Annotated in this window: 10 protein-coding genes; 2 read left to right on the top strand and 8 right to left on the bottom strand. The window is 38.1% G+C overall.

The window, feature by feature from the left end:
* Positions 1 to 333: 333 nt before the first annotated feature.
* The 3 genes from hppD to uvrC form a co-directional block, all read right to left on the bottom strand.
* A complete protein-coding gene (gene hppD, locus MWU78_RS17605) occupies positions 334 to 1,476 on the bottom strand; it encodes a 4-hydroxyphenylpyruvate dioxygenase (protein ID WP_247000160.1) in 1,143 nt (380 codons plus the stop codon).
* A 265-nt stretch (positions 1,477 to 1,741) separates the two neighbouring features.
* Positions 1,742 to 4,009, bottom strand: a complete 2,268-nt coding sequence (locus tag MWU78_RS17610) for a patatin-like phospholipase family protein (RefSeq protein ID WP_247000162.1) — start codon at positions 4,007 to 4,009, stop codon at positions 1,742 to 1,744.
* Positions 4,010 to 4,026: 17 nt separating this feature from the next.
* On the bottom strand, positions 4,027 to 5,814 hold the full coding sequence (gene uvrC / locus MWU78_RS17615; protein WP_247000163.1) for an excinuclease ABC subunit UvrC: 1,788 nt from the start codon (positions 5,812 to 5,814) through the stop codon (positions 4,027 to 4,029).
* A 578-nt stretch (positions 5,815 to 6,392) separates the two neighbouring features.
* Here uvrC and MWU78_RS17620 point away from each other — a divergent pair.
* Positions 6,393 to 6,953, top strand: a complete 561-nt coding sequence (locus MWU78_RS17620) for a 5-formyltetrahydrofolate cyclo-ligase (protein WP_247000165.1) — start codon at positions 6,393 to 6,395, stop codon at positions 6,951 to 6,953.
* Here the strand turns inward: MWU78_RS17620 and MWU78_RS17625 are convergent.
* From MWU78_RS17625 to MWU78_RS17645, 5 genes are all read right to left on the bottom strand, one after another.
* The gene (locus MWU78_RS17625) at positions 6,925 to 7,575 is read right to left on the bottom strand and encodes a lipoprotein signal peptidase (RefSeq protein ID WP_247000168.1); all 651 of its coding nucleotides are present in this window, start codon (positions 7,573 to 7,575) and stop codon (positions 6,925 to 6,927) included. The genes MWU78_RS17620 and MWU78_RS17625 overlap by 29 nt on opposite strands.
* A gap of 34 nt (positions 7,576 to 7,609) precedes the next feature.
* Positions 7,610 to 8,230: a hypothetical protein gene (locus tag MWU78_RS17630; protein ID WP_247000170.1), complete on the bottom strand. Its 621-nt coding sequence runs from the start codon at positions 8,228 to 8,230 to the stop codon at positions 7,610 to 7,612.
* A 34-nt stretch (positions 8,231 to 8,264) separates the two neighbouring features.
* Positions 8,265 to 8,648: a TraR/DksA C4-type zinc finger protein gene (locus tag MWU78_RS17635; protein ID WP_247000172.1), complete on the bottom strand. Its 384-nt coding sequence runs from the start codon at positions 8,646 to 8,648 to the stop codon at positions 8,265 to 8,267.
* 4 nt (positions 8,649 to 8,652) lie between these two features.
* Positions 8,653 to 12,054, bottom strand: coding sequence for an isoleucine--tRNA ligase (gene ileS, locus MWU78_RS17640; RefSeq protein WP_247000174.1), 3,402 nt, complete (start codon positions 12,052 to 12,054; stop codon positions 8,653 to 8,655).
* Positions 12,055 to 12,180: 126 nt separating this feature from the next.
* Positions 12,181 to 13,128 carry a DUF4382 domain-containing protein gene (locus MWU78_RS17645; RefSeq protein WP_247000176.1) on the bottom strand — a complete coding sequence of 316 codons (948 nt, stop codon included), beginning with the start codon at positions 13,126 to 13,128 and terminating at the stop codon, positions 12,181 to 12,183.
* A gap of 227 nt (positions 13,129 to 13,355) precedes the next feature.
* On the opposite strand from MWU78_RS17645, the gene MWU78_RS17650 reads away from it, so the two are divergent.
* Positions 13,356 to 13,709: a hypothetical protein gene (locus tag MWU78_RS17650; RefSeq protein WP_247000178.1), complete on the top strand. Its 354-nt coding sequence runs from the start codon at positions 13,356 to 13,358 to the stop codon at positions 13,707 to 13,709.
* Positions 13,710 to 13,749: the final 40 nt, after the last annotated feature.

Below are 13,749 nucleotides of genomic sequence, written 5' to 3' on the forward strand. Positions count from 1 at the left end.
TTGCAAAAGTCTAAATAACACCTCTTTAGTGTTGTAAAATTAATAAAAACGATTTTACTATTCTTTTATTTGATATTACTTAAACAAAATTTGTTCCAAAAAAAAGCCCACAAAAAAAGCCCAGTCGCAAAACTGGGCTTTTCCTAAATAACCAACCAAACTTTAAATTATGAAAAACCAATACTTAAAGTTGTAAGGGAACCACCCCTTACGAGTACAAATTTAATACAAGATTTCATTTAAAAATAAGATTTAACTTACTTTAACGATTCTATTAACACTATTTAATAAATAGATGCTCAAAATTGGCAAAAAGTTAAGAAAAAGCCCTTTCTATAACGTTCCTCGCGACTCTTGTTCGCGCTCTATTGCTTCAAACAATGCCTTAAAATTTCCCTTTCCAAAAGATTTTGCACCCTTCCTCTGAATAACTTCAATAAACATGGTAGGCCGATCCAAAATAGGCTTGGTAAAGATCTGCAGCAAATATCCCTCATCATCCCTATCTATAAGTATCCCAAGCTCACTCAAGGGTGCCAAATCCTCATCTATTTTACCCACTCTATCCAGCACATCTTCATAATAACTGGAAGGTATGGTAAGGAACTCGACCCCTCTATTCTTTAGCGAGGTCACCGTTTCAATAATATTGTCGGTGGCCAATGCCATATGCTGTACCCCTGCACCATTATAAAATTCTATATACTCTTCTATTTGTGATTTTTTTCTTCCGTCTGCGGGTTCATTTATTGGAAATTTGATTCTGCCGTTCCCATTACTCATTACCTTGCTCATTAAAGCAGTATACTCTGTTGATATATCCTTGTCGTCAAAAGAGACCAACTGGGCAAACCCCATTACCTTTGCATAGAACTGGCACCATTTGTTCATTTCGTTCCAGCCCACATTGCCCACAATATGGTCTATATACTTTAGCCCCACATCCGCAGGTTTATAAAAAGGTTTCCAAGGCCGATATCCGGGCATGAAAGCCCCCTTATAGTTCTTGCGTTCCACAAAGACATGTACCGTTTCCCCATAGGTATGGATACCGGATAGAACCACCTCTCCATCAGCATCTCTTTTCGCTCTAGGCTCAAAATAACTTTCCGCCCCACGTTTCATCGTTTCCACATAACTCTCCCTAGCATCATCTACCCATAATGCTATTACCTTTACCCCATCGCCATGCGCGTCAATATGTCTATTGATATCCCCTCCGGATTTTAGGGGAGAAGTTAATACCAATCTAATTTTATCCTGTTGTAATACATAGGAGACCCGATCTTTAATCCCTGTTTCCAATCCGGCATAAGCCAAGGGCTGAAAACCCCATGCCGCCATATAATAGTAAGCTGCCTGCTTGGCATTTCCCACATATAGTTCTACAAAATCGGTACCCAAAAGCGGAAGAAAATCCTCAGCTTCCAAATTCTCTTTAGTTAATTTTAAAGATGATTTATCTGTTGTTGCCATAGTTAAAAGACTTTTGAATTGAATTGTAACATTAATAGCCAAATCCTTAGCTAAAAAAAATGAAAATTGCTGTTATCGAATAAGCCAGAGCTCAGATAACCAATATGTTGCGGTAAATTACCACATTGCCCTAAGATGGGCAGTAATATCAATTCTAAATTGTAGCATGACCAAAAACCTATTTAACAAATATCGTAATAAATCTTGGTAATAACTGTTAAGGCCAGTCCTTTTTAATATGTCAGAACCCCTGCCTAAGCCACGCCTAAAACCAATAACCTATACTAAAAAAGAAGTGGTTCTCCTTAATTTCGGGGGAATAGGAATAGAACACCTGAATAGGGCCAATAAAAGATTCAAGTCCATAACCCAGTGCATAGCCGGAATACTCTGGAGCTTTAAACCAATCTGCCGTTCTAAACAGATCATCACCCACATTGGCAAAATTTGCAGCAAACAACATATGGTTCTTGGAAACAAACTCAAAATCCATTCTGGCGTACGCCTTAACATAGCTATTCCCTACCAAACTTAGAAAATCATATCCGTAAAACGGTGTAAAATTGTTTATTAAATGGTTCCCATAACCGCCTAACACAAAATCGAGGGAGGTAACAGGAGATATCCCCCATTTAAATCCTCCTTCCGTTTCCAGATTTAAGTAAAGATTTCTTGCCAAGGAAAATGCCCCTCCCATTCTCGCCTTACCGATGGAGAATTCCTTGAAATTATCGTTGAAGTCGGTCGATAATACATAAAAATGAAAGTCCCCATCAAAAAACAAACCTTTGGTAGGGAAATAAATATCATCATAAGAATCAAAGGTAAGCTGCCCATATGTACTGTAATAGCTGCTTTTTTCAAAATAGGTCCTCTTATTTCCGGTGCCGGAAGGATTGGCAATGGTATCCAATTGTCCTAAGGTTTTGGTGCTATATTTCAATAATTTATGTTCCAATCCAAGAATAAAAGAAAATTCTTCCTCTATTACGGTTTGCACATAAACTTGATTCGTTAAATCCGTAGCGCTTAAGTTTATTTTTCTAATATTGGAATTATTGTCTACATCAAAATTGGATTTTATCAAATCAAAATCAATTTCCTTATTAAAATCATCGAATCTGGAATTTATACCAAAACTCCAATAAAAGCCTTTATCCACATAATATTCCAAGTTATACCTAAGATTGTCACCTATTATCAAATCGATAGAGGCCACATCGTCGTCCATTAAAACGTTCTTCCTCGTAAGGTTTACAATTCCCGCACTTTTGTAAAGATCATCAAAATGAACTCCAAGGCGAATGAACATCTTATCAGGGTTTTCCTTAACGTCCAACAACAGCTCCACCCCTTCCCCATTATTAAGCAGTTCGTATTTAATGGCCCTAAAGTTTCCTGTGGCGGACAAATTGTTGATTCCCTGCTGCAATTTTTTAAAGGTTATTTTATCGTCTACATTGAATCTTAATTTACCTTTTATATAGGCCCTGGAATAATTATAATTCCCTTGGATTGTTAATTCATTGACCAAAAGCGTATCATTTATCCCGGCAGCTATAATCTTTTGCCTCTGAATATTGTGGTCATCCGCAATTTTATACAATTCCGACAAATGCAATCTAGCCGCTTCCACGCCCCTATCTATGATTACTTTTCCCATGTCAAAATCTATCACCGAGTAATCCTTAATATCCGGGGTGATATATACGTCGGTTTGGGCCGACTTTTTTTCCATATCCCTTACCGTTCTGTAATTATTGATCTGTAGCAGTATTTCCGTTGCACTCAATAAGGATTCCCTATCGGACAGCCCATGCTGTACATCCACACCTATTACCACATCGGCACCCATCTTCTTTAATTCCCCGATAGGATAATTATTTACCACACCTCCGTCAATCAAAACCCTTCCGTTGATCTCTACGGGTCTAAAAAGTGAGGGAAACGTTCCACTAGCTAGAATTGCCTCGGGCAAATAGCCTTTATCCAACAATACCTGATCTCCAGTTTCTACATCTGTGGCGACACATAAAAAAGGGATTGGAAGTTTACTGAAATCCTCAATATCCTTAACATGGAACAACAACCTAACGAACTCGTTATATATACTTTGTCCTCCAGAAATGGCCTGGGGAATGGAAATTTTAAACTTGTTGAACGGAAGCGTCAGGGCATATCTTTCCGAATCTTCCTTCTCATAAAATGTTTTGGCGCTTCTAGGTACATTGTCCTGAATCAATGACTCGAAATCGGTATTTTTAAATATGGAATCCAATTCTTTTGCAGAATAACCCGAAGCGTAGAGGGCCCCAACAATTGCCCCCATACTGGTTCCAGTTATATAGTCGATTTTAACCCCAGCCTCTTCAATAACCTTTAAGGCTCCTATATGGGCCAATCCCTTTGCGCCACCACCGCTCAATACAAGCCCCACTTTTACATCCTTCGCATCCTTATTTTCCGTCTTTTCCTGTGCAAGGAACAGTTGTGGAAAAATTAGTAAACATAATATGTATAGTGACTTTAGCATGTAGTTAAGGTAACTCTTTAATGAAAGTTTTCGTAAATTTTCTTGGCTTTTGACATTCCAATGGTTTTAGCCAAATTCTCCAAACTGGCTTCCTTTATCCTTTTAACCGATTTATAATTTTTCAGCAATTCCTCAACGGTTTTTTCCCCTATTCCCTCTATACTTTCCAATTCGGAGTTAATAGCAGCCTTGCTTCGTTTATTTCTGTGAAATGTAATCCCAAATCTGTGGGCTTCATTTCGCAGTTGTTGAATTATCTTCAACGATTCGGACTTTTTATCCAAATATAAAGGAATAGGATCTTCTGGGAAGTAAATTTCCTCCAATCTTTTAGCAATACCTATAATGGCAATTTTTCCTCTTAAGCCCAGCATATCCAAACTTTTTAAGGCGGATGACAGCTGCCCCTTACCCCCATCTATAACAATAAGTTGAGGCAAAGGCTGTTGCTCCTCCAAAAGACGCTTATAACGCCTATAAACAACCTCCTCCATAGAAGCAAAGTCATCAGGGCCTTCAACAGTTTTGATATTATAATGCCTATACTCCTTTTTGGAAGGCTTACCATCCCTAAAAACAACACAGGCCGCTACAGGATTGCTTCCCTGGATGTTGGAGTTATCAAAACACTCAATATGTCTTGGTTCCGTTGAAAGTCGCAAATCCTTTTTCATTTGCCCCATTATTCTATTTGTATGTCTGTCAGGATCAATAATCATTATTTGTTTAAACCGGTCCTGCCTAAAAAATTTGGCATTTCGCTCTGAAAGATCCAGTATCTTTTTTTTATCTCCCAACTTGGGCACGACCACTTTTAGGTGCGCTTCCAAGGTAACCGCAAAAGGGACATATATCTCGGTTGAATGCGAATTGAATCTTTGTCTTATTTCAACTATCGCCAATTGTAGCAAATCACTATCCGTTTCATCCAATTTCTTTTTTATTTCCATGGTATGGGAACGTATTATGGAGCCATGGGAAAGTTGCAGAAAATTAACGTATGCAAAAACCTCATCGGAAATTATGGTAAACACATCCACATTATTGATCTTTGGGTTTACAATGGTGGTCTTTACCTGATAATTTTCCAAAACATCTATCTTATCCTTTATTAGTTGTGCTTCCTCAAACTTCATATCCTGTGCCAAGGAAATCATCTGCGTTTTGAAATAGTGAAGGGATGATTTGAAATTACCTTTAATAATTTCCCGTATCTCCTGTATCTGCCTATTGTAGTCTTCCTCCAACTGGTAACCTTCACAGGGTCCCTTACAATTTCCCAAATGATACTCCAAACAAACCTTATATTTACCTGCCGCTACTTTCTCTGAAGAAAGATCATAATTACATGTGCGCAACGGATATACACTTTTTATTAGGTCCAATAAGGTATGAACGGTTTTCATACTTGTGTACGGCCCAAAATATTCCGACCCATCCTTTATAAATTTCCTGGTAGGAAAGATCCTGGGAAACTTTTCCTTTTTGATACAAATCCATGGAAACGTTTTATCGTCCTTGAGCAATACATTGTACCTAGGGCGGTATTTCTTAATTAGATTATTTTCCAATAAAAGGGCATCGGACTCGGTAGGCACCACAATATGTCTAATAGATCTTATTTTCTTAACAAGAACACGGGTCTTTCCTATCTCATGTTGCTTATTAAAATATGAACTGACCCTTTTTTTTAGGTTCTTGGCCTTACCTACATATAGAATCCTATCTTCAACATCATAAAATTGATATACCCCTGGATTGGCAGGAAGAGAACTCAATTGAACTTCTATAGGTATATGGGACATTTATATTAAGGAGATTTTCTAATTTACTTGACTTAGGAAAATTACTGTCTTTTTCCCAAAGGACACAAAATTTATACCTTTTTAACTCCCTTCTTCAAATTTGTAAAAGATAAATTAGGTAACCCTTTAGTTAACACCTGCATACTTAATTTGAAAATTAGCAATCCTCATTTTCCATCTGTAATCCAATAAAATTCGTTAAGCCAAAAAAAATTATCGATTAAATGCATTTTGAGTCCAAATTTCCGTTATCGTACACTATTTTATAACTAATTGTAAAACAGCATTTTAAAGCAATTCATTTAAAAGTTTTACGTGACAAATAGTCCAAAATCCAAAATAATTGTTAAAAACCGTGTATTTCATCGATAAAATGATACCCTTGGTGGATGATTAATTAATATTTTACCTATATTTAGAAAAATTAAAATTATTTAACGCATGGACAACTATATAATAACTTTGGGAACGTATTTAATTCTTATGCTTTTTTTCAAAATTTATTATGCTGTGGCTTCCAAGGAATAGTTTTTCTGATTTATCCCTTCCCACGAAAGCTCCGATTATAACCAACTAATATGTTGAAAAAGGATTTGCGTTTAATCTACTCCGAACGCCGTAAAAATCTTACTCCACAAAAAATATCAGATTTAAGTTTATCACTAGCCAACCTGCTGCTTAAATTACCCATTTGGAATTATTCCTACTATCATTTATTCCTTTCAATTACCGAAAAAAAAGAAGTTGACACCAGCTTTATAATGTCCATTTTACAAGGCAAGGACAAAAATATTCTACTTCCTAAAATGTTGGACGACCAAAATCTGATCAACTTTTTACTTACCGATAATACCATAATAAAAAAAAATCACTGGAACATCCCTGAACCGGTAGACGGAATTGAAGTGCCTCCGGAGAAAATAGACGTCGTATTTCTTCCGTTAATGGCATTTGACCTAGAGGGCCACAGAGTTGGTTATGGGAAGGGTTTTTATGATGTGCTACTACAAAAGTGCAAACCCGATGTTATTAAGGTGGGACTTTCCCTTTTTGAGGCAGAGGAAAAAATAATGGACATAAATCCGCAGGATATACCTTTAAACTATTGTGTTACCCCTGATCGGATACATTCGTTTTAACTTCTTCCGAACTTTCCGCAAAAGCTTTTTTATTGAAAACAATTAAGATGCCCACGCCTGTGCTAATAGCCGTATCCGCAATATTGAAAACAGGTTCGAAAAAACGAAAATTATTTCCACCCACCATGGGCACCCACTCCGGCCATACTGCGTCTATCATAGGAAAGTAAAGCATATCTACCACCTTTCCATGAAATATACTACCATATGGCTCCGAAGAAAAGGCCGTTGCTACTTGTGAATAGCTATCGTTAAAGATCAAACCGTAAAATACAGAATCCAAAATATTTCCCAATGCACCTGCGAATATGAGCGATACAGCCAGTATTAGGGTTTTTGAAGAATTCTTTTTAATGGTATCATACAACCAGTACCCAATTCCAACAATAGCGAATAACCGAAATATGGTCAGTATCAACTTTCCTACCACATCCGATATGGGCAGCAAATCGCTTAATTTAGTTCCCCAGGCAGCACCTTCATTTTCAATAAACAAAATCTTGAACCAACTAAATACATCTACCGATTCGCCTAAAACAAAGTGTGTTTTAATATAAACTTTACTTATCTGGTCGATAGCCAGTATTATGATTATGATAATCAGGGATTTCTTTAAACTCATTATTTAAAAAATAGGTTCGGCAAAAATAAACATATTATTCGGTTTTCCTTATGTTGATATTTCCGCTTACAGAATTAAGCCTAAAATGATTATCTCCAGAAGAAATAGCGTCCCGATTAATTTGGCCATATTTGGTAATTGCAATAATATCGGCATTTTTTGTAATTAGATCTATATTTCCACTTTGGGTGCTCACAGAAACATTTTCTCCTTCTCCCTTAAAGGCGCATGCGCCATCGGACAAGCTGATTTTTAGTCCTGAATATTCCCCGGTTACTTTAACATTGCTACTGGTACCGTACAACAGGACATTGAGGGATTTTGGTATGGATATTTTTAATGAGATGGAAACCACCTTGTGTGTACTTAATTTGTCGTTCGGAGGAATAAAATTGGGTTGAAATCCGGTATCGACCAAAAGTGAAGTTCCCTCTTGTTTTACATTTACCAATAAATTTTGCAGATACTCACCATCAATAGTCCCCACCACGGTTATATTGGGTATATCCACAGTTTCCAAGGCAACGGAATAACAATTCTTGGCATTGATCTGAATAAACGAAATATTGGAATCTTCCATGGTTTTAACGACCATCTTTTGGGCTGCTAAAATACAAGTACCCATTAGGAAGAGAAGAACTACAACTAGTCTCATAATAAAAAAACGCCTTTTCAGGCGTTTTTAAATTTTAGGATTGCATATTTTTTGCTTCTATACTAAGCGTAGCGTGAGGCACTAGCTTTAGTCGTTCTTTACTGATCAACTTTCCAGTAACACGGCAAATACCATAGGTTTTGTTTTCTATTCGTAACAAAGCGTTTTTTAGATCTCTAATAAACTTCTCTTGTCGAATTGCCAATTGGGTATTAGCTTCTTTGCTCATTGTTTCCGAGCCTTCCTCAAATGCCTTGAACGTTGGTGAGGTATCATCTGTACCGTTGTTACCATCATTCATATAAGAACTCTTTAAAAGTTCCAAGTGACTTTTTGCTTTTACAATTTTCTCCTCGATCAGGATTTTAAACTCGTTTAAATCCTTATCCGCATATCTTACTTTTAATTCTTCGGCCATAATCTTAATGTTTTACTATAAACAATCTGGTATTAACTTCATCGAAAGCTATTTCTATTCCCATGTCCATGCTCTCTTCAAAGTTAAGTTCTGCTGCCAAGGTCTCGGTCTTAATATATGCAATATTACTTTCTACCGCGTCCTGGACAAATCCATTTTTCAATAATTTAATATCTATTTTATCTGTCACTTCAAAACCAGATTCCTTTCTTAGGTTTTGAATTCTATTGACTAGTTCCCTAGCAATACCTTCCTTTCTCAGGTCCTCATTGATGGAAATATCCAAGGCCACTGTAAGATGTCCTGAACTTGCCACCAACCAACCTTCTATATCTTGGGAGGAAACTTCTACATCCTGTAACTGTAAAGTAATACTTTTATTATCAATATGCAGTAAAATTTCGCCTTCCTGTTCAATTTTTTGGATATCATCCTGATCCAACTGCGCTACTGCACTGGCAATCAACTTCATATCCTTCCCAAACTTTGGCCCCAAGGTTTTAAAATTGGGTTTAATTTGTTTTACCAAGATTCCAGAAGCGTCATCCAACAATTCTATCTCTTTCACGTTCACCTCGGACTTTATTAAATCGGCAACAGCTTCAATTTCCAACCTTTGTTTATTGTCCAATACCGGAATCATAATCTTTTGCAATGGTTGGCGTACTTTGATCTTCTCTTTCTGACGAATGGACAGAACCAAGGATGATATAGTCTGAGCCTTAGCCATTTTACTTTCCAGTTCCTTATTTACCAACGAGGAATCATAATTAGGGAAATCGGCCAAATGTACACTTTCAAAAGGCTCTTTCTGTGTCGTAATCGTTAAATCTTTGTATAGTCTATCCATATAAAATGGAGCAACCGGAGCGGAAAGTTTTGCCACAGTGGATAAACAGGTATAGAGTGTTTGGTAAGCCGATATTTTATCTTTTTGATAATCACCCTTCCAAAAGCGTCTTCTGCTCAGGCGCACATACCAATTACTAAGGTGTTCCTGCACATAATCCGATATGGCCCTGGTAGCCCTGGTAGGTTCGTAATCCCCATATGCTTCATCCACAACTTTGATCAATGAATGAAGTTCGGATAAGATCCATTGATCTATTTCCGGTCTTTCGTTTAGTGGTATTTCCTCTTCGCTATAATTAAATCCATCTATGTTGGTATACAGTGCAAAAAATGAGTAGGTATTGTACAAAGTTCCAAAAAACTTACGTTTTACTTCAGCAATGCCCTCCACATCAAATTTGAGGTTGTCCCATGGATTTGCGTTGGATATCATATACCATCGAGTGGCATCGGCCCCAAATTCATCCATTGTTTCAAAAGGATCCACCGCATTGCCAAGTCGTTTGGACATTTTCTTACCTTCCTTATCCAACACCAGACCATTGGAAACAACATTTTTGTAGGCCACAGAATCGAATACCATAGTGGCTATGGCGTGTAGTGTATAAAACCAACCACGGGTTTGATCTACCCCTTCCGCTATAAAATCGGCAGGGAAAGTCTTTCCTTCATCTATTAAATTCTTATTCTCAAAAGGGTAGTGCCATTGCGCGTAGGGCATAGAACCACTATCGAACCAAACATCTATCAAGTCACTTTCCCGCCTCATCGGTTTTCCGGAGGCAGACACCAAGATTATTTGATCTACAATATTCTTGTGCAGGTCTATTTTGTCGTAATTGGCCTCGGTCATATCGCCAACAACAAATTCAGCAAAGATATCTTCCCCCAATACTCCTGCAGCTACAGCCTTTTTCATTTCCTCCTTAAGCTCGGCAACAGAACCTATCATCAGTTCTTCCTTACCATCTTCCGTTCTCCATATTGGCAACGGAATTCCCCAATAACGTGAGCGGGAGAGATTCCAATCATTGGCATTTGCCAACCAATTGCCAAATCTTCCTTCCCCTGTAGCTTTTGGTTTCCAATTGATGGATTGATTTAATTGGAACATCCTATCCTTTACATCAGTGACCTTTATAAACCATGAATCCAAGGGATAATATAGGATAGGCTTATCTGTACGCCAGCAGTTGGGATAACTGTGAACGTATTTTTCCACCTTGAAGGCCCTATTTTCTTCTTTTAACTTGATGGCGATCTCTACATCTACCGACCGCTCAGGCGCCTCACCATCTTCGTAATACTCGTTCTTTACATATTTACCGGCAAACTCTCCCATTTCAGGTCTAAATCTTCCCTGAAGATCCACCAAGGGAACTGGATTGTTATTTTCATCCAAAACCAACATAGGAGGTATCTCCGGTTCGGCCAGTTTTGCTACCAAGGCATCATCTGCCCCAAAAGTTGGTGCCGTGTGCACAATACCAGTACCATCTTCCGTGGTAACAAAATCACCTGATATTACCCTAAAGGCATTTTCTGGATTTTTATAAGGCTGTACATAATCCAGTAGTTGTTCATATGTAACCCCAACCAGGTCCTGTCCTTTTACGCTGGTAATAATTTGATAAGGTATTTTCTTGTCCGCAGAGGTATAATTTTCAAAATCCGCATCACTTTCCACCACAAAAAACTTCCCGCTAAATTGTTTTCCCACCAAGGATTTGGCCAGAACAACGTGCATAGGTTCAAAAGTATATTGGTTGAAGGTTCTCACAAGAACATATTCTATCTTGGAACCCACAGTAAGTGCTGTATTCGACGGCAATGTCCATGGAGTTGTTGTCCATGCCAAAAAGAAAACATCACCCTTGACGTCTTTAAAATTCTGGGGCAGTGTTTCTTTATGGGTCTTAAACTGGGCCACTGCAGTAGTATCCGTAACATCTTGATAGGTGCCCGGCTGATTTAGCTCGTGAGAACTTAATCCAGTACCTGCTTTTGGGGAATAGGGTTGGATGGTATACCCCTTATAAATTAGCCCCTTTTCATATATCTGTTTAAGTAACCACCAAACAGATTCCATATACTTGGATTTGTAGGTAATATAGGGGTCTTCCATATCTACCCAATATCCAACTCTTTCGGTCATGGCGTTCCAAACATCGGTATACCGCATTACCGCCTTCTTACAGGCCGCGTTGTATTCTTCAACGGATATTTTGGTGCCAATGTCTTCCTTAGTGATACCCAATTCCTTTTCAACTCCCAACTCTATTGGAAGTCCATGGGTATCCCATCCGGCCTTACGCTTCACTTGAAAACCTTTCATGGTCTTATAGCGCGGAAAAATATCCTTTATGGTCCGGGCCATCACATGGTGAATACCAGGTAATCCATTTGCAGAAGGTGGTCCTTCGTAGAAAACAAAACTATCTTTGCCTTCCCTACTGCTTACACTTTTCTCAAAAACATTGTTCTCTTTCCAATAGTGTAATACCTCCTCCGCAACTTTCGGTAAATCTAAACCCTTGTATTCTGCAAACTTCATAATAACAGCTTCTAATGCTTCATTTTAAGTTTGCAAAACTAATGATTTTTAGCGTATAATGAATCTGTAACAAGCAAAAAGCCCCTTCGAAAAGGAGCTTTTTATAATTTATTTAAGTAGTTCAAATTATTTTGTCCCGGTTACGGTAACATTTGCACTTATTTGGATAGCCGAGCTTACCGTGATAGCACCCAAATTAATCCCTGTGGTCGACTCCACATTCAACAAAGCGTTGAAAGAGAACCCACTACCTTCATCCTCATTATAAGATGCAAAAATTAATTCGTACTCCCCTTCTTCCAAGAAATCCAGACTATAGGAACCGTTTAGGCCTTTTACTTCCGCACTGGTTACCGCATTGGCAAAGGTTACTCCACTGTCCCCTTTTCCCTTGGTTTCAACATCGGCATCGAAAGTACCTTTTTCATAGGCGTAAACGATAATCTTGTCTGATGTGTTGTTAGCGTCGTTCGCACTTCCTGAAATTTTCCCTGTCAATTCTGCATTTACAGTTCTAATCCCTGCTGAAAGCTCGCTCATGGTCACAAAATTAAAGTCGCTGGATAATCCGTCCTTCTCTTCCTTTATAGTTTTTCTAAGGTCGAAGTCCACTACAATTACATTGGTGGCATTTGCAAGAACCTCGAACTTATCATTTATGGTAATTTTGTTGGACGAGGCAACCAAAGCATCTTTTTCGCCGTTGGCCTTTTCAACGTAACAACCAGGAGCATCACCATTCACATCCTTATCAAAATCCAATTCAAAAACAATACTTGAATACGATTTAGCCTGCAGATCCAAGTTGCCCAAAGCCTCTGTTTTACCATTGACCAAAGCAGCTAGGTTTATAGTTGTTGCGCTAAAACCTTCCAAAGACGTTCCGTCTACGGAAACATTGGTAATTGTAACAAAAACTGCCTCTACATCGGCGTTATCTATTGGTGCATCCGTAACTTCAAATGATGTATTATACGATTCCCCCTCCATGGCGGAATCATCATCTTTATTACATGACATCATCCCAACTAACGCTATAAAAGCTAATCCTGAAATCTTTAAATAATTCTTCATAATAATTTAGTTTTAAACATTTGCCTATATAACAATCAAGGCTATTCTTACCCTACCCGAAAAATGACCTTAAAAATCGATTTTTACGTAGAGCCCTGATTCACAGAAACCTAAACGATTAATTTTCTTACAATTTTTTTAATCTTCGGACAATAAATATGGTCTAAATCTCCAATTTTTACGTATATATCGGTATCAGATTCAAATTAAATTCTAAAACTAACAACATGAAAAAAGCAATTTTAAGTTCAATTTTGATGATAGCCCTCAGCATTTCATTTGTATCGTGTAGAGAGACCAAGGACAAAGCCAAAGATGCTATTGAAGAAACAAATGAAGCCTTAAAAGATGTTGGTGAGGATATGAAAAAAGTTGGCGAAGATGCCAAAGGAGCTGCAAACAAAGCCATGGATGCCGCCAAAGAAATGGGAGACGATATGAAGGATGCCGGTTCGGAAGCCTTGGATAAGGCCGGTGACGCCGCCAAGAAAGTTGGTGAAGACGTAAAAGATGCCGCCAACAAGGCAGCTGATAAAACTAAGGCCGCCGTCAAGGAGGTAGAAGAGGAAATCGAGGAATAGATTTCTCATTTTGCATTAAAACTTAAGCCCGGTACTTGAA

The organism is Arenibacter sp. F26102, assembly GCF_023015865.1.
GTDB lineage: Bacteria > Bacteroidota > Bacteroidia > Flavobacteriales > Flavobacteriaceae > Arenibacter.

Bases quoted from the DNA above. Each gene is read 5' to 3' on its own strand.
- MWU78_RS17625 (WP_247000168.1), bottom strand. From the start codon at position 7,575: ATGAGTTTAAAGAAATCCCTGATTATCATAATCATAATACTGGCTATC.
- MWU78_RS17635 (WP_247000172.1), bottom strand. From the start codon at position 8,648: ATGGCCGAAGAATTAAAAGTAAGATATGCGGATAAGGATTTAAACGAG.
- MWU78_RS17645 (WP_247000176.1), bottom strand. From the start codon at position 13,128: ATGAAGAATTATTTAAAGATTTCAGGATTAGCTTTTATAGCGTTAGTT.
- MWU78_RS17610 (WP_247000162.1), bottom strand. From the start codon at position 4,009: ATGCTAAAGTCACTATACATATTATGTTTACTAATTTTTCCACAACTG.
- ileS (WP_247000174.1), bottom strand. From the start codon at position 12,054: ATGAAGTTTGCAGAATACAAGGGTTTAGATTTACCGAAAGTTGCGGAG.
- MWU78_RS17630 (WP_247000170.1), bottom strand. From the start codon at position 8,230: ATGAGACTAGTTGTAGTTCTTCTCTTCCTAATGGGTACTTGTATTTTA.
- MWU78_RS17620 (WP_247000165.1), top strand. From the start codon at position 6,393: ATGTTGAAAAAGGATTTGCGTTTAATCTACTCCGAACGCCGTAAAAAT.
- uvrC (WP_247000163.1), bottom strand. From the start codon at position 5,814: ATGTCCCATATACCTATAGAAGTTCAATTGAGTTCTCTTCCTGCCAAT.
- MWU78_RS17650 (WP_247000178.1), top strand. From the start codon at position 13,356: ATGAAAAAAGCAATTTTAAGTTCAATTTTGATGATAGCCCTCAGCATT.
- hppD (WP_247000160.1), bottom strand. From the start codon at position 1,476: ATGGCAACAACAGATAAATCATCTTTAAAATTAACTAAAGAGAATTTG.